Source organism: Mucilaginibacter calamicampi, from assembly GCF_042676765.1.
In the GTDB taxonomy this organism is placed as follows: domain Bacteria; phylum Bacteroidota; class Bacteroidia; order Sphingobacteriales; family Sphingobacteriaceae; genus Mucilaginibacter; species Mucilaginibacter calamicampi.
On record NZ_JBHTHU010000005.1, the window covers coordinates 170,035 to 189,645 of the forward strand.

General features: G+C 42.7%; 21 protein-coding genes. 10 read left to right on the forward strand and 11 right to left on the reverse strand.

Annotated features, from left to right (window positions below; all coding sequences use genetic code 11):
- Positions 1-14: 14 nt before the first annotated feature.
- The 5 genes from ACFQZS_RS06360 to ACFQZS_RS06380 all read left to right on the forward strand — a co-directional run bounded on the left by ACFQZS_RS06360 (position 15) and on the right by ACFQZS_RS06380 (position 3,912).
- Positions 15-812: an SDR family oxidoreductase gene (locus ACFQZS_RS06360; RefSeq protein ID WP_377098388.1), complete on the forward strand. Its 798-nt coding sequence runs from the start codon at positions 15-17 to the stop codon at positions 810-812.
- A 103-nt stretch (positions 813-915) separates the two neighbouring features.
- Positions 916-1,383, forward strand: coding sequence for a 3-hydroxyacyl-ACP dehydratase FabZ family protein (locus ACFQZS_RS06365; RefSeq protein WP_377098389.1), 468 nt, complete (start codon positions 916-918; stop codon positions 1,381-1,383).
- On the forward strand, positions 1,376-2,644 hold the full coding sequence (locus ACFQZS_RS06370; RefSeq protein ID WP_377098391.1) for a beta-ketoacyl-[acyl-carrier-protein] synthase family protein: 1,269 nt from the start codon (positions 1,376-1,378) through the stop codon (positions 2,642-2,644). The genes ACFQZS_RS06365 and ACFQZS_RS06370 overlap by 8 nt, the downstream gene beginning before the upstream one ends.
- Positions 2,644-2,901 (forward strand): acyl carrier protein, encoded by a 258-nt coding sequence (locus ACFQZS_RS06375; RefSeq protein ID WP_377098392.1) that lies wholly within the window; start codon positions 2,644-2,646, stop codon positions 2,899-2,901. Before ACFQZS_RS06370 ends, ACFQZS_RS06375 begins: the two co-directional genes overlap by 1 nt.
- Positions 2,902-3,087: 186 nt before the next feature.
- Complete coding sequence (locus ACFQZS_RS06380) at positions 3,088-3,912, forward strand: hypothetical protein (RefSeq protein WP_377098393.1); 825 nt, start codon at positions 3,088-3,090, stop codon at positions 3,910-3,912.
- Positions 3,913-3,917: 5 nt separating this feature from the next.
- Here the strand turns inward: ACFQZS_RS06380 and ACFQZS_RS06385 are convergent, their stop codons facing one another.
- Positions 3,918-5,819: an OmpA family protein gene (locus ACFQZS_RS06385; RefSeq protein ID WP_377098395.1), complete on the reverse strand. Its 1,902-nt coding sequence runs from the start codon at positions 5,817-5,819 to the stop codon at positions 3,918-3,920.
- A 42-nt stretch (positions 5,820-5,861) separates the two neighbouring features.
- Positions 5,862-6,485, reverse strand: coding sequence for a 7-carboxy-7-deazaguanine synthase QueE (locus ACFQZS_RS06390; RefSeq protein ID WP_377098397.1), 624 nt, complete (start codon positions 6,483-6,485; stop codon positions 5,862-5,864).
- 141 nt (positions 6,486-6,626) lie between these two features.
- On the opposite strand from ACFQZS_RS06390, the gene ACFQZS_RS06395 reads away from it, so the two are divergent.
- Together ACFQZS_RS06395 and ACFQZS_RS06400 are read left to right on the forward strand one after the other, a co-directional pair.
- Positions 6,627-7,394 carry a hypothetical protein gene (locus ACFQZS_RS06395; protein WP_377098399.1) on the forward strand — a complete coding sequence of 256 codons (768 nt, stop codon included), beginning with the start codon at positions 6,627-6,629 and terminating at the stop codon, positions 7,392-7,394.
- A 5-nt stretch (positions 7,395-7,399) separates the two neighbouring features.
- A complete protein-coding gene (locus ACFQZS_RS06400) occupies positions 7,400-7,738 on the forward strand; it encodes a Rieske (2Fe-2S) protein (RefSeq protein ID WP_377098401.1) in 339 nt (112 codons plus the stop codon).
- 463 nt (positions 7,739-8,201) lie between these two features.
- Here ACFQZS_RS06400 and ACFQZS_RS06405 read toward each other — a convergent pair whose 3' ends face one another.
- Positions 8,202-9,602: an FAD-binding oxidoreductase gene (locus tag ACFQZS_RS06405; RefSeq protein WP_377098403.1), complete on the reverse strand. Its 1,401-nt coding sequence runs from the start codon at positions 9,600-9,602 to the stop codon at positions 8,202-8,204.
- Position 9,603: 1 nt separating this feature from the next.
- Positions 9,604-9,963, reverse strand: a complete 360-nt coding sequence (folB, locus tag ACFQZS_RS06410) for a dihydroneopterin aldolase (RefSeq protein ID WP_377098405.1) — start codon at positions 9,961-9,963, stop codon at positions 9,604-9,606.
- A gap of 114 nt (positions 9,964-10,077) precedes the next feature.
- Between folB and ACFQZS_RS06415 the strand changes: the two genes are divergently transcribed.
- Complete coding sequence (locus ACFQZS_RS06415) at positions 10,078-11,259, forward strand: acyl-CoA dehydrogenase family protein (RefSeq protein ID WP_377098407.1); 1,182 nt, start codon at positions 10,078-10,080, stop codon at positions 11,257-11,259.
- An 80-nt stretch (positions 11,260-11,339) separates the two neighbouring features.
- On the opposite strand, the gene ACFQZS_RS06420 is transcribed toward ACFQZS_RS06415, so the two are convergent.
- Entirely contained in the window at positions 11,340-12,260 is a 921-nt protein-coding gene (locus ACFQZS_RS06420; protein WP_377098409.1) for a hypothetical protein, read from the reverse strand.
- A gap of 214 nt (positions 12,261-12,474) precedes the next feature.
- On the reverse strand, positions 12,475-12,912 hold the full coding sequence (locus ACFQZS_RS06425) for an Hsp20/alpha crystallin family protein (RefSeq protein WP_377098411.1): 438 nt from the start codon (positions 12,910-12,912) through the stop codon (positions 12,475-12,477).
- 134 nt (positions 12,913-13,046) lie between these two features.
- On the opposite strand from ACFQZS_RS06425, the gene ACFQZS_RS06430 reads away from it, so the two are divergent.
- A complete protein-coding gene (locus ACFQZS_RS06430) occupies positions 13,047-13,493 on the forward strand; it encodes an acyl-CoA thioesterase (RefSeq protein ID WP_377098413.1) in 447 nt (148 codons plus the stop codon).
- Between the two features lie 96 nt (positions 13,494-13,589).
- Here ACFQZS_RS06430 and ACFQZS_RS06435 read toward each other — a convergent pair whose 3' ends face one another.
- From ACFQZS_RS06435 to lepA, 3 genes are read right to left on the reverse strand one after another with little or no spacing between them, the layout of a single operon-like run.
- A complete protein-coding gene (locus ACFQZS_RS06435) occupies positions 13,590-14,471 on the reverse strand; it encodes a bifunctional 5,10-methylenetetrahydrofolate dehydrogenase/5,10-methenyltetrahydrofolate cyclohydrolase (RefSeq protein ID WP_377098415.1) in 882 nt (293 codons plus the stop codon).
- A complete protein-coding gene (locus ACFQZS_RS06440) occupies positions 14,471-14,809 on the reverse strand; it encodes a hypothetical protein (RefSeq protein ID WP_377098417.1) in 339 nt (112 codons plus the stop codon). The genes ACFQZS_RS06435 and ACFQZS_RS06440 overlap by 1 nt, the downstream gene beginning before the upstream one ends.
- 12 nt (positions 14,810-14,821) lie before the next feature.
- Positions 14,822-16,609 carry a translation elongation factor 4 gene (lepA, locus tag ACFQZS_RS06445; protein ID WP_377098418.1) on the reverse strand — a complete coding sequence of 596 codons (1,788 nt, stop codon included), beginning with the start codon at positions 16,607-16,609 and terminating at the stop codon, positions 14,822-14,824.
- 67 nt (positions 16,610-16,676) lie between these two features.
- Here lepA and ACFQZS_RS06450 point away from each other — a divergent pair, with 67 nt between their 5' ends.
- On the forward strand, positions 16,677-17,543 hold the full coding sequence (locus ACFQZS_RS06450) for a fructosamine kinase family protein (protein WP_377098420.1): 867 nt from the start codon (positions 16,677-16,679) through the stop codon (positions 17,541-17,543).
- A 220-nt stretch (positions 17,544-17,763) separates the two neighbouring features.
- On the opposite strand, the gene ACFQZS_RS06455 is transcribed toward ACFQZS_RS06450, so the two are convergent.
- The gene (locus tag ACFQZS_RS06455; RefSeq protein ID WP_377098422.1) at positions 17,764-17,949 is read right to left on the reverse strand and encodes a hypothetical protein; all 186 of its coding nucleotides are present in this window, start codon (positions 17,947-17,949) and stop codon (positions 17,764-17,766) included.
- A gap of 62 nt (positions 17,950-18,011) precedes the next feature.
- Positions 18,012-19,406 (reverse strand): hypothetical protein, encoded by a 1,395-nt coding sequence (locus ACFQZS_RS06460; protein ID WP_377098424.1) that lies wholly within the window; start codon positions 19,404-19,406, stop codon positions 18,012-18,014.
- Positions 19,407-19,611 lie beyond the last annotated feature (205 nt).

The following is a 19,611-nucleotide window of genomic DNA, read 5'->3' on the forward strand; positions in this document are numbered from 1 at the left end:
TTTAAAAAGGTTAAGTGGATAAAGCAATAAAAGAGTTTTCGGGTAATTGGGCCGTTATTTTAGGCGGGTCAAGCGGCTTTGGCTTTGCAACGGCAGAGAAACTGGCCCGCCACGGCATGAATGTAGCTGTTTTATATCGAGAGATAGCAAATGCTGATAAAGCGGTTAAGCAAAGGTTTTTAGAAATTGCCGCTGAACATGGTGTAAATGTACTTCCTTTCAACATTAACGCATTAGATGAAAATGCCCGGAAAACTTTTATAACCGATTTTATAAGCAATAAAAAACACCAGGTTAAATTGTTGCTGCACTCCATTGCCAGAGGCAACTTAAAGCCATTGGCGGCTGATGAAGGAGCCGCGTTAACTGTTGATGATATCCAACTTACCACTTATGCCATGGCCACAAGTATATTGGATTGGGCGCGCGATTTGCTTGCTGCCGACGCTTTTTGCCCGGATGCACGCGTTATTGGTTTAACCAGCGAGGGATCGCACAAATATTGGGAAGGATATGCTGCGGTATCTGTAGCCAAAGCATCGTTAGAGAGTTTGAATACCTATATGGCGGTGGAATTGGCGCCCTTTGGCTTAAAAACCAATTTAATACAGGCGGGTGTAACTGCTACGCCATCGCTACAGCGGATACCCGATAGCGACCGGTTAATAGCAGGTGCCACGCAAAGAAATCCTTTTAAAAGATTAACAAAACCCGAAGACGTTGCAAACGTTATATACCTGCTTTGCACACCCGAAGCTGCGTGGATAAACGGAGCAGTGATACATGTTGACGGGGGAGAGCATTGTAGGTAGCGCCCCACCCGGCCTCCCCTAAAGGGGAGGAGATTAAGCGGCACTGGTAACATATTGTAAATTTAACAAAGTCTCCCCTTTAGGGGAGATTTAGAGGGGCATAATGAACGACATATTAAACTATTTACCCTACAAATCGTCTTTCCTGTTTGTTGATGATATTACTTCATTAGATGATAACGGAGTTACCGGTGAGTATACGCTAAAGGCTGATTCTTTTTTTTACGAGGATCATTTTCCGGACAATCCGGTAACGCCCGGTGTTATTATAACAGAAATTATGGCACAGATAGGTTTAGTGGTTTTAGGTATACATTTAATGTTAGGTGATGCTCCTCATGAGGGTTTTGAGATGCACGAAGATTCTTTTCCGCTGCTTACATCAACCAATGTGGAGTTCTATAAAATGGTATTGCCCGGAGAAAAAGTTGTGGTAACATCAAAAAAACAATACTTCCGTTTTGGTAAACTTAAATGCGCTATAGAAATGCATAACACCCAGGCGCAATTAATTGCAAAGGGTATATTTTCAGGGGTTATAAAAAACGCGACAGTTAATAAGCATGAATAATCGGGTAGTTATTACGGGTTTGGGCGTTGTAGCGCCAAACGGAACAAATGTGCCTGATTTTTTAAAGGCGATACAAAACGGGGTTTCGGGCATAAAGTACTTTCCTGAATACGAGGAACTGAAGTTTAATTGCCAGGTAGGTGGCGTGCCCGATTTTGAGTGGGACGTGTTGCGCAACTATATAACAGAAACCAGTCTGTACGGCCTTAAAGGCAAGGGCATTGCTTACGGAATAAAGGCGGCTTTAGACGCATGGACAGACGCCGGTAACGAAATTGTAAGCGAACAACCCCTATGGGATAGCGGTTGCATATTTGGCAGCAGTGTAGCAGATACTGATGTAATAAAAAACGCCATTAACCGCGTTGACGCGCATGAGTCGAAAAAACTAGGCTCGCGCGTGGTAGAACAGATAATGAATAGTGGCGTTACGGCCTATATTTCGGGTAGGTTGGGTTTGGGCAACAAGATCATCAATAACTCTGCCGCCTGTGCTACAGGCACGCAATCCATTTTTATGGGTTACGAGTATATAAAGTATGGTATGGCCAAACGCATGCTGGTGGGTAGTTGCGAGTTTGTAGATAAGTATGTTTTTGGCGGATTTGATTCAATGCGCGTGCTGTCTCGAAAATATAACGATGAGCCCGAACGCGCCTCGCGCCCCATGAGTGCTTCGGCTGGTGGTTTTGTTCCGGGTTCGGGTGCTGGTGCTTTGGTTTTGGAAGATATGGAGTACGCCCTGGCCCGTGGTGCAAAAATATATGGCGAAGTGCTTGGCGGATCCACCAACTCGGGCGGGCAGCGTAATGGTGGAAGTATGACGGCCCCCTCATCAGAAGGAGTGGTTAGATGTATACAAGAGGCAATGGCCGATGCCGCAATTACTCCCGACACTGTAGACCTGGTATGCGGGCATTTAACCGCTACAATAGCCGATAAAATGGAAATACAGAACTGGGTAAAGGCACTTGGGCGCAGTGGCGATGACTTCCCTTTGGTTAATTCATTAAAGTCAATGATAGGGCATTCCTTAAGCGCTGCCGGCTCAATTGAAACAGTTGCCGCAGTTTTGCAGTTAAAGTATAACTTTGCGCATCCAAATTTAAACCTGGAAGATCCGATGCCGGAAATTTTAGATGCAATTGGATCAAACAATTTGCCCTTAACTAAGGTAGACAGGCAGATTGATGTAGTGGCGAAAGCCAATTTTGGATTTGGCGATGTAAACGCCTGCTTAATATTATCAAAATTTAACTGATGGACAGAAAAGAAATTCTGAATGAATTAAAGAAAGTACTTGTACCGTATACAGAAGATAAAGCAATGCTGGAAGGGATTACGGAACAAACGGATCTTATAAAAGACCTAAAGATTAATTCTGCCAATTTGGTTGATATTATTATTGACGCGGAAGCGCAATACAACATAGAAATAGATTTTGATGCTGCTGAAAAGATGTACAACGTTGGTAACTGTATTGACGTAATTGCCGAAAAAATAAATAAAACCGCCTAAGGCGATCAGTTAAGCATCTTTTATTGCCCTTCGCTACTGTAAAAATTTACTTACAGAAATTTAACAAAGTGCGTTTGTTTGCCGTGCAGGCCCTTTGCACTTAGCAGTAGGTTCATGGCGTAATCGTTTCATTTGCTTTTTTGTGATAATAGGTTAAATTTGATTACCAATTAACCCATAGCTGTTATGAAAAAAGTTTCCTATTGCCTTGCGGCTTCATGCCTGGCGCTATTCACAGTTGCAAAGCTCAATGCGCAAACTATAGCGGTAAAAAACGCGCCTGCTACTGTTAAAATTGATGGTAATGCGGATGAATGGAAAGGATATGAGGAAAGCGTGAACGAGAAATCTCATGTAAACTATATCATATCAAGCGATAAGGATAACCTTTACCTTGTTTTGAAAACAAAGGACAGGAAGAAACAGCAGAACATTTTAGGAGCCGGAGTTACTTTTAGCGTTGATCCAGCCGGCAAGAAAAAAGAAACTTTCAGTACTACCTTTCCTCAGCCGGACATGGATGACCTGAGCGAGTTTGAGCATTTAGATGACGCTAATTTAAAGATGCGCGTTGCAGCAACCGAGTTTAAAAAAATTCGTGCTATAGGCTTTGCAGGTATTCCGCCAATAATGGGTGCTCAAAAAAACGATCAAAATATTTTTGCTTCAATAAAATACACCGCTGACGGAGAGTTGGTATTAGAGGAAGCTATTCCGCTGAAACTTTTTGCTGCTGCAGATGCAGCGTCTGAATGGGCCTTTAACATAAAATTAAACGGCCTTTTTGTAAGATTAGCGCCGAGTTTTGGCGGTAGTGCCGGCGCCAGTGATATTGCTACGCCCCCGGCAGGTGGTGGTGGCGGCGGTCGTCGCGGTGGCGGCGGTAGCACACCGCGCGTAAGCCCGGCGGGCGCCAGTTCAAGCATAGCCATGAACCTGAATAATAACGGTGGTACCCCAATAACTTCGTCGTCAGATTTTTGGGGTAAGCTTGCCTTTGCTAAACAGTAATTTAATTATTTACCTACTATTTTAAACTCTGTTCTGCGGTTTTTGCTACGGCTTTCTTCGCTGTCGTTTGGTGATATGGGTTGAGATTTGCCGTAGCCTTTAAATTGCAGTCTTGCAGCATCAACCTTGCTGCTTATTAAAAACTCGTAAACGGCTTTAGCCCTGTTTTCAGACAAGATTTGATTAAGTTCATCATTCCCAACATTGTCTGTATGGCCCGAGATCTCTATTTTAATAGATGGGTTGTAAGCTAAAAAGTTAACCAATTCCTGTAGTTCGCTTCTTGATTCAGCTTTCAGGTCAAATTTGTTGGTATCAAAAAATATATTTCGCAGCACTACTTTATTTCCTACTTCAATAGGTTGCAGCAACACCTGTATATTGAAAGGCTTATTTGATTTATAGCCAACAAGCGAAAAATTCTCCGAGTAAAAAAGATAGCCCTTTTTTGAAATATTTAATCCATAGTTCCTGTCAGACGTTAGCGTTGCCAAAAAATCGCCCTGCGCTGCCGAACTGTAATTTTGATAAACGGGTTTGCTATCCTGCAAGGCAACAATTTCAACCGTGGCCTCTAAAGGGTTTTTTGTTTCAGCATCAAATACGTAACCTTTTACGTAAGTAACAGATTTTGGCCTTATGTTGCCCGGCATTTTGAAAGAGTAAATATCAAAACCGCCCAACCCTTCCAGTTTGTTCGACGAAAAGAACGCGTAGTCTCCATTGGCGGTTAAAGTTAAGCCTGTCTCATTTCCGTTAGAGTTAATGGGATAACCTAAATTGTCGGGTGTTTGCCATTTGCCATCCTTGTTTAATCTGCTAACAAACAGATCTTGCCCACCCATTCCCGGCCATCCATCAGAACAAAAATATAATGTACTATCATCAGGATGGATAAACGGCGACTGCTCATTGTAGGGTGTGTTGACGGTCGGCCCTAAATTTTCCGGAGTTCCCCAGCCTTTGGCACCCAGCTTTGATTTCCATATATCATAGCCTCCGTATCCGCCCGGCCTGTTACTCACGAAATAAAGCGTGCCGCCGTCTGAACTTATTGATGGCTGCGATTCCCAGCCCGAGGTATTTAACGGCGAACCCAGGTTAAAAGGCCTGTCCCAATCATCACCGCGTTTTTGTACTATATAAATATCGCATCTACCCATTCCATCAGGCCGGTTGCAGCCCGTAAAGAACAGGTACTTTCCATCAGGAGATATGGCTTCAGAGCCTTCATTAAAATTAGGCGTATTTATTTGGGCACTTAAATAAGTCGCTTTTTGCCAAACGCTATCTGTTTTGGTGCTGTGGTAAAAATCTTCATTGGCGTTTATCTGCCGGGTAAAAATAACTGTCTTTTCGTCCGCAGTTATAACAGGCGAGTATTCATCTGCTGTGGTGTTAACAGCCGGCCCAACGTTTGTTGGGTTAAAAGACACCGGATGGCTTAACGCATTAATACTAAAACGGCAATCCTTAGCAAGCTTCTCGGCACGCGCCTTGTCTTTAGGTGATATAGATGGAAAGGTGAGATACTTTTCGATATGCTGTAATGCATCCTGATACCTGGCCTGGCTCAATTCAAGTTCGCCAAGGTTAAGATAGGTTGCCCTGCTAAAATCAGGGTTTAAGCTTAATACCTTTTTATATTCTTCAATAATATTTACCGGGTTTAAACGCCGTTGTCGCATTATATCGGCAAGCAAAGCGTGTGCCTCAACAAATTGATCATCGGTTTCTATTGCCGTGCGAAGATTGGCAATGGCATTGTCGTAATCCAGGTTATCCAGGCGCTGATTGGCCTCTACGTAGTATTTAATGGCCGCTTTGTTACGCGTAGAATAGATTTGCTGCCCGTAGCAAAACACCGAAATAAGTATGAGTGATAATATGGCTGTAAACTTCCTCAACCCCTTAATTAAAACGATAGTTATTAACCTAAGTTACAACTATTAAGGGATATTAAGATATTTATGTGTTTGTAATGATATTTCCCATTTTGGGTTATTCATCACATAGTCAACAATTAGCGGTGTCATTTCTTTTGATCGCGACCACTCTGGCTGCAGGTATAGTTTGCATCCCGCTTTTACCCTAAGGGCATGCTCTTCGGCAAAAGCAAAATCAGACTTATTGAAAATTATCACCTTTAATTCGTTGGCAGCATCAGCTACCTGTTGCATGGGTGCTTTAAACTTTTTTGGCGATAAACATATCCAGTCCCAGTTACCGGAAAGCGGGTAGACGCCTGATGTTTCAATAAAAGTTTGAATACCGCTTTGCTGTAACTGTGCGGTAAGATAATCAAGGTTATATATAAGCGGTTCGCCGCCGGTTACCACTACGGCTTTTGAGGGGTGTCGCTGCGCATTTTCAACAATTCTTTCAGCGGGTGTAAGCGGATGTAATTCTGCGTCCCAGCTTTCTTTTACATCGCACCAATGGCAGCCAACGTCGCATCCGCCCAGGCGTATAAAATAAGCTGCTTTACCGGTATGATATCCCTCTCCCTGTATTGTATAAAATTCTTCCATTAATGGAAGCAATGTGCCGTCGTCCGGAACTTGATGCGCCATAGTGCGCAAAGGTAGTTTTTTAAGCGCAAAGCCTAAAGCGTAAAGGCCAAAGCAGATAAAGTATGACTTAATATTAATAAAGTGTTTTAAATAAAGCTTTTAGCTTTTTGCTTTAACCTCAATCAACTATATTTGATTGACATGAAAAAACGCCTTACCTTTTTGCTTTTTTTTGTAGTGCTTAGTTTCAGCTCGTGTGTTGATATTGAAGAGGTTTACAATTTCAGGGAAGATGGTTCATGCAACGTGGTTTACAGTTTTGATATGGGCCGCGCCATTTCTGTATTTATGAATTTAATGCCCGATTCTGTCAGGTCAACACCTCAGTTTTCGCTCGTTAAAGATACCACGCTTAACTTCTTATCTGCTCTACCGGATAGTTCCCGCAGAAAATTGCGTACTGAGGAAGTAGCAATGGCCGTTAATAGCGACATGTCTGTTACAATGGATCTGAGAAAGAATATAATGAAAGTCGGTATAGCTCACGTTGCAAAAGACGCGAACGAACTGCAATATTATTTAAATCACCTATCCATTTTATCTCTTAATAGCCAATTGGGTGAGATGGCCGGAAAATCTGCTGTAGGTGGCGGAATAGGTGCGCAACCTGCGCTGTCTGCCGGTCCGGATTATTATTCCTACAAAATAACATCCAATAAATTTATGCGGATAATTGATAAGGATAAATTCAATGTTTTCCTTAAAAAAACGCAATCTGCCTTATCTGCCGCTAAAGCCATGCTGATAGATATGCCTTATAAAGTTGTGTTGAATTTTGCCAAACCGATTAAAAAAGTGGATAATCCTAATGCCATATTATCGGCAGATGGCAAACAGATAGTTATAACATCTACTATGGATGAGGTAATAAAGGACCCCAACGTTATGGATATTAGTGTTGATTTTTAATCTTTATGGATTGGCACAAAGCTTATAACGGTAAGTTAAACGCAACAACCTTTTTATTAAGAGTCAAAATTAACGGCAAAAACCTTTGCCTGGTAGGATTTGAAGACAATATTTATGCAGTAGGGGCTATCTGCCCGCATGCGGGTGCCGACCTGAGCGGCGGATGGTGTAGTGATGGAAAATTGATTTGCCCATTTCACCGCTACTCTTATGACATCAAAACCGGGAAGGGCGACCCCGGACAAAACGATTACATAGATACTTATCCGGTACAAGTGCGCGATGACGGTGTGTACATCGGTATGCATTCGTTTACCGACAAGATAAAAATGATGTTTAAATAAAAGCAAGGCCCCAACTGCTCATTTTTTAATGAAAAATTAGCCAAAACCACCTAAAATTTAACCACAGAAATAATTTTTTTTGCTTTCGCACATCCCGGGTCGGGGTTTTTAACTGTTGCGTAAAGATATATCGGTATGTATTATTAAAATAGTAATAATATGTGGTTTTTCGGATGATTTTATAATTTGATAATAGCTAAAGGCTTGCTTATTAGGAAATTTTAATTGGATTTTAATACAATTTTAATAACTCGTAATATTTTTGTGGTTATATTTGAAACGTTAACCCCCGTTACTATTATGACTACCCCCGATCAAGAAAAAAAGCGCTATCCGGCATGCCCGAGGTGTAATAATACGATGGACACACGCATTTCGCGTGGTTTCTTTGTAAGAAATTTTCTGTTCTTTTTGCAGTTTAAACGCTTTAAGTGTTCATCATGCGGCAAAAAGAAATATTTTCTTAGTTAAATATCTTGCCGGGGTTTAAAATCCCCGCTGGATCAAACACATTTTTTATTCCCCGCCATAATTGAAAGTGGATGGGCGAGTATTTTATCGGCATAAATTCGCGCTGAACAAGCCCTATTCCGTGCTCGCCTGATATGGTTCCGCCCAAAAAGGCTGTAAGTTCAAATATCTCGCGGATACCATCCTTTAATTTGGTGTTCCAGTCTTCATCGCTCATATTACCCTTCAGAATGTTAATATGAACATTGCCATCTCCGGCATGCCCATAACAAACCGACTCGAAGCCGTATTTGGTGCCTGCATCTTTAATCCCTTTTATTAATACCGGTAAAGACGCCCGCGGCACAACGCAATCTTCTTCTTTGTAAATAGAATTGGCCTTTACCGAAACTGCCATTATACGGCGCATGTGCCACATCTCTTCTTTTTGAGCTGCGGTTTCGGCAAATAACACGTCGGTGCAGCCAAACTGCTCTAAAACTGTGTTTACTTTTTCGGCTTCGCCAAATATTACGTCGGTATCTGTACCGTCAATTTCTATCATTAAAAAAGCTGCCGCATTATCCTTAAGGTCAAAATAAACGCCTTCTTTTTCTTTAACCCATTCAATACCCCTGCGTTCCATAAATTCAAGTGCTGATGGTATTACGCCTGCCCTAAAAATAGCCGAAACCGCAGACGCTGCCGTTTCATTGTCAGGAAAGGCGGCAAGCATCAGCACATCACGTGTAGGGGCCGGAATTAATTTTACAACAATTTTGGTAACAATGCCCAACGTGCCTTCCGAGCCGATAAACAGCTGGGTTAAGTTATACCCCGAGGCATATTTTAGTGTATTGGCACCCGTCCAAATAATATCGCCTGATGCCAGCACCACTTCAAGGTTAAGTATATATTCTCTAATGGTGCCGTATTTTACCACCCGCGGCCCGCCAGAGCCATGCGCCACATTTCCACCTAAAAAACAGCTCCCTTTGCTTGATGGATCAATCGGGTAGAGCAGGCCAAGCTCTGCAACCTTATTCATAAACACCTCGGTAATAACACCGGGTTCAACCGTTGCCTGCAGGTTTCGCTCGTCAATATCCAGTACTTTATTAAAACGCTCCATGGCCAGCATTAACCCACCCATAATGGCCAGTGCCCCACCTGCAAGGCCCGTGCCTGCACCGCGGGGTGTAACCGGTATGTTATGTTTTCCGCACAAAACAAGTAATGCTGCCACCTCTTGAGGTGTTGCCGGTTTTACAACAACTTCGGGGTAATACTGCAGATCCTCGGTTTCATCATGGCTATATTTTTCCAATTCGACCGCGCCTGTTAAAACATTATCTGCGCCCGCTATAGCAATTATTTCGGCAAGTACCTCGTCTGTTATTTTATTAAATGCCATTCTATCGGGTGTAATTGATGGTGATCTGCGTGTATTTTACTTTAGCACCCGCAAGCGGGTTCAGTTTTTTTATGCTTACAGTTATTTTTTCTGCAAAACTGTATTGGGCCTTAATATCCTCCATAATAAATGTGGCTACGGTCTCTATCAGCTTTTGTGGTTGCTGCATGCGCCTGCCGCATATATGGTAAAGTTCCTCATAATTAACGGTATCTTTGAGGTTGTCTGAGCTAAGGCCATTACTTCCGTCAGGCTCAAACTCCACTTCTATATCAACAATAAAACAATTGCCCGTATGCTGTTCCTCGGGATAAAAGCCGTGATAGGCAAAAAATTCTGCGCCGTGTAAAGCTACAATCATGCTTCAAATTTATATTTTTTTTGATTACTGCGCGGGTTATACGCGCCTGGCTTGCGAAACATTAATTAAAATGGCTCGTTAATCAAATAACCAACGTTTACATATATTTGTTATATGGCTAAAACAGACCAATTTGAATCGCCCGATTATTACCTGCTTGACGAATTGCTTACCGACGAGCATAAGCTGATACGTAAAAGTGTGCGCGACTGGGTAAAAAAAGAGGTGAGCCCTATTATTGAGGATTACGCACAACGCGCCGAATTTCCGAAACAGGTTTTAAAAGGCCTTGCAGAAATAGGCGCATTCGGCCCAACTATTCCTGAACAATATGGAGGTCTTGGGCTGGATTACATTGCCTACGGGCTAATTATGCAGGAGGTTGAACGGGGCGATTCGGGGATTCGATCCACGGCATCTGTTCAAGGTTCGTTGGTGATGTACCCTATATATACTTACGGTTCAGAAGAGCAGAAGATGAAGTATCTGCCTAAGCTGGCCACGGGCGAAATAATGGGTTGTTTTGGTTTGACCGAACCCGACCATGGCTCTGACCCGGGCGGTATGACCACCAATTTTAAAGATGCCGGCGATCATTACCTGCTTAACGGCGCTAAAATGTGGATCTCAAATTCGCCATTTGCTGATATCGCTATCGTTTGGGCAAAGAACGAACAGGGAAAAATACAGGGACTTGTAGTAGAGCGTGGGATGGAAGGTTTTTCAACTCCCGAAACACATAATAAATGGTCGTTACGGGCATCTGCAACCGGCGAGCTGGTTTTTGATAATGTTAAAGTACCTAAAGAAAACCTGTTGCCCAATGCAATTGGCTTAAAAGGACCCTTGGGTTGCCTTAACCAGGCACGCTACGGTATAGCCTGGGGTGCCATAGGTGCTGCCATGGATTGTTACGATACCGCGTTGCGCTATTCAAAAGAGCGCAAGCAGTTTGGCAAGCCGATAGCCGCTTTTCAGCTTCAGCAAAAAAAACTGGCCGAAATGATAACCGAAATAACAAAGGCCCAGCTACTTGTTTGGCGGTTAGGCGTTTTGAAAAGCGAGAATCGCGCTACTCCCGCCCAAATATCAATGGCTAAGCGCAACAGCGTTGAAACTGCAATAAACATTGCCCGCGAAGCCAGGCAAATATTGGGCGGCATGGGCATAACCGGCGAATATCCTATTATGCGCCACATGATGAACCTTGAATCTGTTATCACTTACGAGGGTACCCATGATATTCATTTGCTGATAACAGGGATGGATATAACAGGCGAGGAGGCGTTTAAATAGTTGATTGGTGATTAGTTGAATAGAGATTAGGCAACTTAATGATTTAAGAACTAATCAACTAATCTCAAGTCAACTAGTCTCTAATCTTCAAGCACCCCCTTCAAATTTATATAAGCATAACTGTTATGGTTAATGCCAAAGGTATTGCCGGGCGTTATGTTAAAATAAGTTTTTACATAGTTATCTAAAATAACCTTTATAGTTTCGTTGCCTCCGTCGGGGAGTGCCCACATAGAGTATAAGTAATTTATCTTCCCTTTATAATCTATCACAACTACCAGCTCAGGGTAGCTAAAATTCTTGTATTTATTTTTGATAGTGATATCGTATTTAGGCAGATCGTAATTATCATAATTGTTCATTACACTTGCTTTCACCTCAATTTTCTTTACTGTGGCCAATGGTGTTCTGCTGATAAACACAGGCGAATTAGTGGCAATAAAGCCGCTGTCAGGGTTGGTATTAACCTGCGCAACGCGGTGCTTAATAAACAAAGTATCGGCACGGGTTTTAGCCATTAATGCTTGCGGTACAGTATGTAGTACATCGCGTATATATTTGTCTGAATATAAGGTTAAAAAAACCTGCGACTTGTCCAGGTAAATTACTTTGGATTGCACTTTCATAACCTGCAAAACAAGGCTGTCCTTAGTAATTTTTTTCGCTCTGAACCATGCGCGTGCCACATGAAAAAGTGAATCGTGATCAAGCGTAACATGAAAGCCCAAAAACGCATTCGCATCCGGACTGAACACCTTTGCAGAGTCATCCGAATAAAAAGACAATTTCCACGAAGGGGTAAGGCCATAGCCATACTTGCTTACAGACAGGCCATCGCCAAAGCGGCGTTTTACTTCAATATAATTAACGCCCGCCACGCTTTTAAAAGATATGCGGTTGCGGTCTGTTGGTTTATCAAGCTTACATGCTGCAACTGTTACAGTTAAAAATAACAGGCAGAACCAAAACAAACGGGGCATCCCGGTAGTGAAAACGCGCATGCCGCTAAAATAGCAAACCTGCGCTTAGATAAAATGATGTAACTGATATTTTAGGGAAATTCAGATCAAAAAAAGAAAGGCCGCCCACAAATGGACGACCCCTCAAACTAAACCAACTTACTTATGAAAACTATCTTGAATTTCGGTAACCCAAGCCCGGCTCCGTTCCGCATCATTCAATCTGCACTGCCGGATTTGAGGTTGCTCCGAAATATTATTTTAAAGTGATCTCTCTTGATTGAAACTTTGCTTCTTCTTTTTTGGCTATGTTAAGGGTTAAAATACCATCAACATACTCAGCTTCAATTTTACTTACGTCAGCGCTTTGCGGCAAGGTAAACGACCTGCTGAAGCCGTTGAAGTTGTATTCGCGTTTGCTGAATTTTTTATTTTCATCAGTTGTTTCAGTTTTCTTTTCTGCCGAAACGCTCAATACATTTTTCTCAAGGTTGATCTTAATATCTTCTTTTTTCAAGCCCGGAATGGCCAATGCAATTTCAAATGCATTTTCATTTTCGGCAATATTAGCCGCAGGTACTACAGTGGCAATTCTTTCGTTAAGGAACGAGTCGTTTAACAATGAGTAAACGTCATTAAAAAAAGGGTTTACCAATCCGTTCTTGTGTTCTTTGCCAAATTTTACTAAAGTCATTTTTATATCCTCCTAAATTTTCTTTTTATTATTTTCGTAAGCTATTGTTCAACACTCGTACCAATGCCTGATTTATTGAGGTAAACGACAATTTGTCGCTTAAAACCCAAATCGTGCAGACATATTGACATAAAATGCCTGAAAAATTATCAGAATATAAGTTCAGTTTACCTATAGCCATCCGTTTCTCTGATATAGATGCTGTTGGCCACGTAAACAACGCCGTTTATTTAACGTACTTTGAGGATACCCGCTTTCATTACTGGAAAGATACCATTGGATGGGATTTTGATAAATGCGGCATTATAGTGGGGAGATCAGAGATCAACTATCTTAAGCAAGTAACGCTGTTTGACAAAGTAACCTGTTACGTGCGCGTTGTAAGGATAGGCAACAGCAGTTTTGATATGATGCATGTGCTGGTTAAACATACAGCGGCGGGAGATGAGATCTGCACCACAGGTAAAACGGTATGTATTTGCTATGATTATTCGGCTAAAAAGTCAATCTCAATACCCGAAACAGAACGTAACCGGATGATTGAATATGATGAACCGAGGCTGATTTTGAATACGAATTAAAACGGTTGTCATTGCGAGGAACGAAGCAATCGCAAGGAGAAAAGCGTTAATGCAATGTTCGCGCTTGCTTCGTTCCTCGCAATGACAATGTAAGTACTATTGATATACTTCCTTCTTAGCCGAAGCCAAAGTATTCTTCAACAGCCCAATAATAGTCATCAACCCAACACCTCCGGGTACCGGAGTTATCCATGATGCTTTTGGAGCTACATTATCAAAATCAACATCACCATAAAGTTTAAAACCTGATTTTGTAGTTGTTGATGTTTCGCGGTTCATGCCCACGTCAATAACCACGGCACCTTCTTTCACCATATCGGCTGTAATAAAGTTCTTTTTCCCTATGGCTACGATCAGTATATCGCCCTGCAGCGTCATCGCTTTAATATCTGGTGTGCGGCTGTGGCAAATAGTTACTGTGCAGTTACCCGGAGTAGTATTGCGCGCCATCAAAATGCTCATAGGCGAGCCCACAATGTTGCTGCGGCCAACCACTACGCAATGCTTGCCGGCAGTTTCAATACCATATTCTTTAAGCATCAATGTGATACCATAGGGAGTAGCAGGGATAAATGAAGGCAAATTGCGCTGCATCCGGCCCAGATTAATAGGGTGGAAGCCATCCACATCCTTGCGGTGATCAATACGCTCAGTTACTTTCTCGGGATCGATGTGTTTTGGGAGTGGTAGCTGAACGATGATGCCATCAATATCTGCATCCGCATTTAGCTCCTCCACTTTCTTCAGCAGTTCTTCTTCAGTAACATCGCTTTCATAACGTACCAGGCTTGATTTGAAGCCCACCTTTTCGCAGTTCTTCATCTTGCTGGCTACATAGGTTTCGCTGCCGCCATCGTGGCCGACCAAAACGGCTACCAAATGTGGTTTACGGCCGGTTTCGGCCAGTATTTGAGCCGCTTCTTCGGCTATTTCAACCTTAAGTTTTTCTGATACGTATTTACCGTCTAAAAGCTGCATTATGATATATTTGTTAAGAACTCCATTGGCAATGGTCTTAGGTCTAAACTAATAGTTTCCTCTTTTTTATTTATTAGAATTGAAGGATAACCCTTACCAAAGGATAGCCTAGTCCCATTTTTGATATTAATTTTTTCAACAACACCCTCAATTGTTTCTTTTCCGTTAGATAATAACGAATTGATAAGTTTATTGGATGGTGCGTTATCAAAAGTATCTATGTGATATACGGGCCTTTTTCCATTGTAAATTATCCATTCGCCACAAGTTGGTCCCAAATCGATAATTTGTCGAGTACCTGTAAAAGTCCAAAAACTAATTTGTAGATACTTTCTCATGTTAACGGTGGATTAATCCAATTTCAGCACCGCCATAAACGCGCTTTGTGGTATCTCTACGTTACCTACCTGGCGCATGCGTTTTTTACCGGCCTTTTGTTTTTCTAACAGTTTACGCTTACGCGATATATCACCACCATAACATTTGGCGGTAACGTCTTTACGCATTGCCTTCACTGTTTCGCGGGCTATAATTTTGGCACCTATGGATGCCTGTATAATGATTTCGAATTGCTGACGAGGCAGTAGCTCTTTCAGTTTCTCGCAAATCTTTTTACCAAAATCGTAAGCATTGCTTCGGTGTATCAATGATGATAACGCGTCAACCGGCTCAGCGTTAAGGCGGATATCCAAACGCACCAGGTCAGACGCCCGGTAACCAATCTGATGATAATCAAAAGATGCATAACCTTTTGATATGGTTTTTAGCTTATCATAAAAGTCAAATACAATTTCGCCCATTGGCATTTCAAAAGCCAACTCCACACGATCAGAAGTAAGATACGACTGATTGGTTATCATACCGCGCTTTTGTATACACAATGACATAACCGGCCCCACAAAATCGGCTTTGGTGATGATAGTAGCTTTTATGTAAGGTTCTTCAACACGGTCTATCTTGCTTGGATCGGGCAGGTCTGAGGGGTTATTAACCACCAGCTCTTCACCGCGGGTACTATAAGCCAGGTAAGACACGTTGGGAACGGTGGTGATCACCGTCATGTTAAACTCACGCTCCAAACGCTCCTGGATGATCTCCATGTGCAGCATGCCCAGGAAACCGCAACGGAAGCCAAAGCCTAAAGCTGCTGATGATTCCGGCTCAAATACCAGTGAAGCATCGTTCAATTGCAGTTTTGCCATGCTTTCGCGCAGCTCTTCAAAATCTTCGGTATCAACCGGGTAAATGCCCGCAAATACCATAGGCTTTACCTCTTCAAAGCCTTGTATCCCCTCTGCACAAGGGCGATCTATGGTAGTAATTGTATCACCTACCTTTACTTCACGGGCCTCTTTTATGCCGGATATAATGTAGCCTACATCGCCGGTTTTAATAACGTCTTTGGGTAGTTGTTTAAGTTTCAGCGTACCAATCTCGTCGGCAAAATACTCGCGTTCTGTAGCCACAAATTTTACTTTGTCGCCCTTGCGTATCTCGCCGTTAACAACCTTAAAATACGCAATTATACCTCTAAATGAGTTAAACACCGAGTCGAATATCAAGGCTTGTAGTGGTGCTTCGGGATCGCCAACCGGGGCCGGTACACGTTCTACAATCGCTCGTAAAATATCATGCACGCCTAAACCTGTTTTGCCTGATGCCGCTAATATTTCTTCGCGTTTACAGCCTATCAGATCAACAATCTGGTCCTTAACTTCCTCGGGCATTGCACCGGGTAGGTCCATTTTATTCAATACCGGGATGATCTCCAGGTCGTTCTCTAAAGCCAGGTACAGGTTAGAGATGGTTTGCGCCTGTATCCCCTGCGCGGCATCTACAATCAGCAGTGCACCTTCGCAGGCGGCAATAGACCGCGATACCTCGTAGCTAAAGTCAACGTGGCCGGGGGTGTCTATCAGGTTCAGAACATATTTCTGGCCGTCAAGCTCGTAATCCATTTGTATGGCATGGCTTTTTATGGTAATGCCGCGTTCGCGCTCAAGGTCCATATCGTCAAGCAGTTGCGCCTGACTTTCGCGCTGGGTAATGGTGTTGGTATATTCTAATAACCTATCGGCAAGGGTACTCTTACCGTGGTCAATATGTGCTATTATACAAAAATTGCGTATGTGCTTCATTCAGCGGCAAAAATAGCTTTTTTAAGCGATATTTGTAAGCTACTTTAGTTTTAGCTAATTTGACCCCATGACACCATCCAAGGGTATTACATCTATAATTGAGGATCACCTTGCTGATACCATTACAAGCTCGCGTTTTGTAAGCGGCGGCAGCATTAATATAGCTTACGAGTTGCAAACAACACGTGGCAAATACTTTCTTAAGGTAAACCATAAGGCGCTGTATCCGGGCATGTTTGAGGCCGAGGCAAAGGGCCTTGTGCTGCTTACACAAACCAACACCGTTAAAGTGCCTGTTATTGTATTACAAGGCAGTGCAGGTAACGAAAGCTTTCTGCTGCTGGAGTGGATTGATGCCAGGCGCGGCTCGGTGCAAGCCACACAGGCTTTGGGAGGACAACTGGCGCAGATACACCGCAATACCACCAGCGAGTTTGGCCTTGACCATGATAATTATATAGGCTCTTTGCCGCAAACCAACAGCAGGCACGCCAGGTGGAGCGATTTCTTTATACAGGAACGCCTGCAGCCCATGGTAAGCCGGGCGGTTGATAAGCGCATGCTTGAATACGCCGATGCCGGCAGCTTTGAAAAGCTATATGCCAAACTGCCTGAGCTGTTTGACGAGGAAGCGCCCGCACTGTTGCATGGCGACCTTTGGAGCGGCAATTACCTTACCACACCTGCCGACGAACCATACTTAATAGACCCTGCCGTGTACTATGGCAACCGCGAGGTTGATGTGGCCATGACCACCCTTTTCGGGGGGTTTAGCAACGAGTTTTACGACAGTTATAATGAAGCTTTTCCATTAGCGAAGGGCTGGGAACAGCGCATGGACCTGTGGAACCTGTACCCGCTGCTGGTGCATCTTAACCTGTTTGGCGCAGGGTACCTGGGCAGGGTAAGGGATGCGTTGAACAGCTACCTTTAGTATAGGTTTTGTCCCACGTTAGTGTGAGACAAAGCGGGACAAGGTGGGACAGGATTTTTGCTAAGTGGTTGACAATGAGTAGTTTTTTTGTTTAGCGTGGGACAAAGTGAGACAACTTATTCGTCAGGGAAATTAGCTGTAGATTGCTTGTAATTTACTTGTAGTCAACGCGTTGAAAAATAATGATTTTTTGTCTCACCCATGGGGCGGATTTTAGCCGTTATTCAAACTGCAGTTCCCACTGATCTTCGCCGCCATCTACTACACGAAAGATCTTTTTTTCTACCGTGTGTAACCCGTCTGATGAAACGAGTTGAACAACTTCGTGGTCATGGAATTCTTCTGTTTGATTTACCATAACAGCAGTTACAGTATGTGGGTCGCCGGGGATGGTTATAGATTTCATAATATTGGGTTTATAAAATTAATAACAAGTATTTTTTTAAATAGTTTCTGTTTTACATCGCATTATTGCACTGCACCGATGGATGGCGTTGCCGTATTAAATGGCAGTTTATTAAAATCTAAGGGGTCAATTAAATGCCCGCTCAGGCCTTTGTTTTTAGCTGCGGATTTGTTTGTTAATTTTAAAGTGGTTGGGTTAAAGCCCGCAGCTGTAGCATCGGCATAATAAATATTCTTGTTAGCCACTGCTTGTGCCTGCAAAGCCGCGTCTGAAAATTGAAAAATGCGATGCGGTATGCCTGTTGCTGTAAAAGTGTTATATAACATATTGTTATACACTTCCTGGGTAGACCCCGCAGGCATGGCATAATTATCAACCAGGCAAGCACCAAATCCGCTGTCTTGTTGGTAGTTAAGCTCGCCTGCGGTATTGTTGCTGAGCTTAATGTTTACGTAAGTGGTGTTAGGGGCCGCAGCTACATTCAACCCTTCGGTTGATTGCCACTCAAACGGACTATACTTGCGCGATCCTATGGCAATGTTATTATATATTAAACAATTAGCAGGCGTAGCACCAAAACTTAAAGACCATAGCCTTATCATGTGCCCCTGGTAGCTTTTAGCGTAATTACGGTAAAAGTTGGTATTGCCTATTATATGGAACAAGCCATTATCGTTATTATTAGTAGCGTTAATGTTGGTAAAAGCGTTATCATGTATGCTCATGGCATCTGTAGCGCCTGCAAATACCAGGTCGCCCGCATCGCAATTTGTCCATTGGTTATAAGCAAATTCAATGTTTTTAGTCAGGTCGGTAACCTGGGTTGTTGTTACCTGGCCCGTTAACTGGATGGTGCCGTTGCAAGCATCAAATTTATTCCGCAAAAACTTAAGGCCCATGTTTTTGACAGACGCGTCTGTTCCGTCCCACATGGTGTTGCTGCCGTATACAATCATTGGGTAATCGCCAATGTTTTTGTAGGAAAAGTATTGCAAGGTTACATTTTTATTGGTACCTGCTATGGAAGTAGGGCGGTAACGATTATCATGGATGTAAAAACCAAAATCATCTTTTGATCCGTTTCCGCTTATCAGCAAATTGCTACAGTTGGTATAATTCAATCCGGCATAAATGTTTTCATTTCCGCCCGCATAATTGCAACCATCCATGGCAACAATACCCTTGCCGTTTTTTATAGTGATCTTTGTTGCGGGGTTGATGTTCTGAATATTTATGGTGCCGTATACGCCGGGTGCAATTACAATAAGCGCATTGTCTTCATAAGCAGTGGAGTTTCCGTCAATGGTTAAATTGCCTGTACCGGCACCAACATTATAAGTTTTGCTATAGCTTTCAAGTATTGTAGTACTTGTCGCGTCTGCTATATCATTCAGTTTTTTACATGAAAAAGCAGTGCCTGCTATAAAAAACATGATCAGAAAAAGGTACTTTTTCATTGTGTAAATTGTAAGATAAGTGGTTAAAAATTACTGCTTTATTTAAACGCAGCCAGGTGTTATACGCAGCATGTACCACCAATGTTCCGTTACGAGGAAGGGTAATTTGTATTGCCCCAGCGGGGCTACCTGTTTATAGAGTATAATTTAAAGCAATCTGAGCTCCGTAGGTGCTCCCCACATTCTCTCATTTAAATTCAGGAGT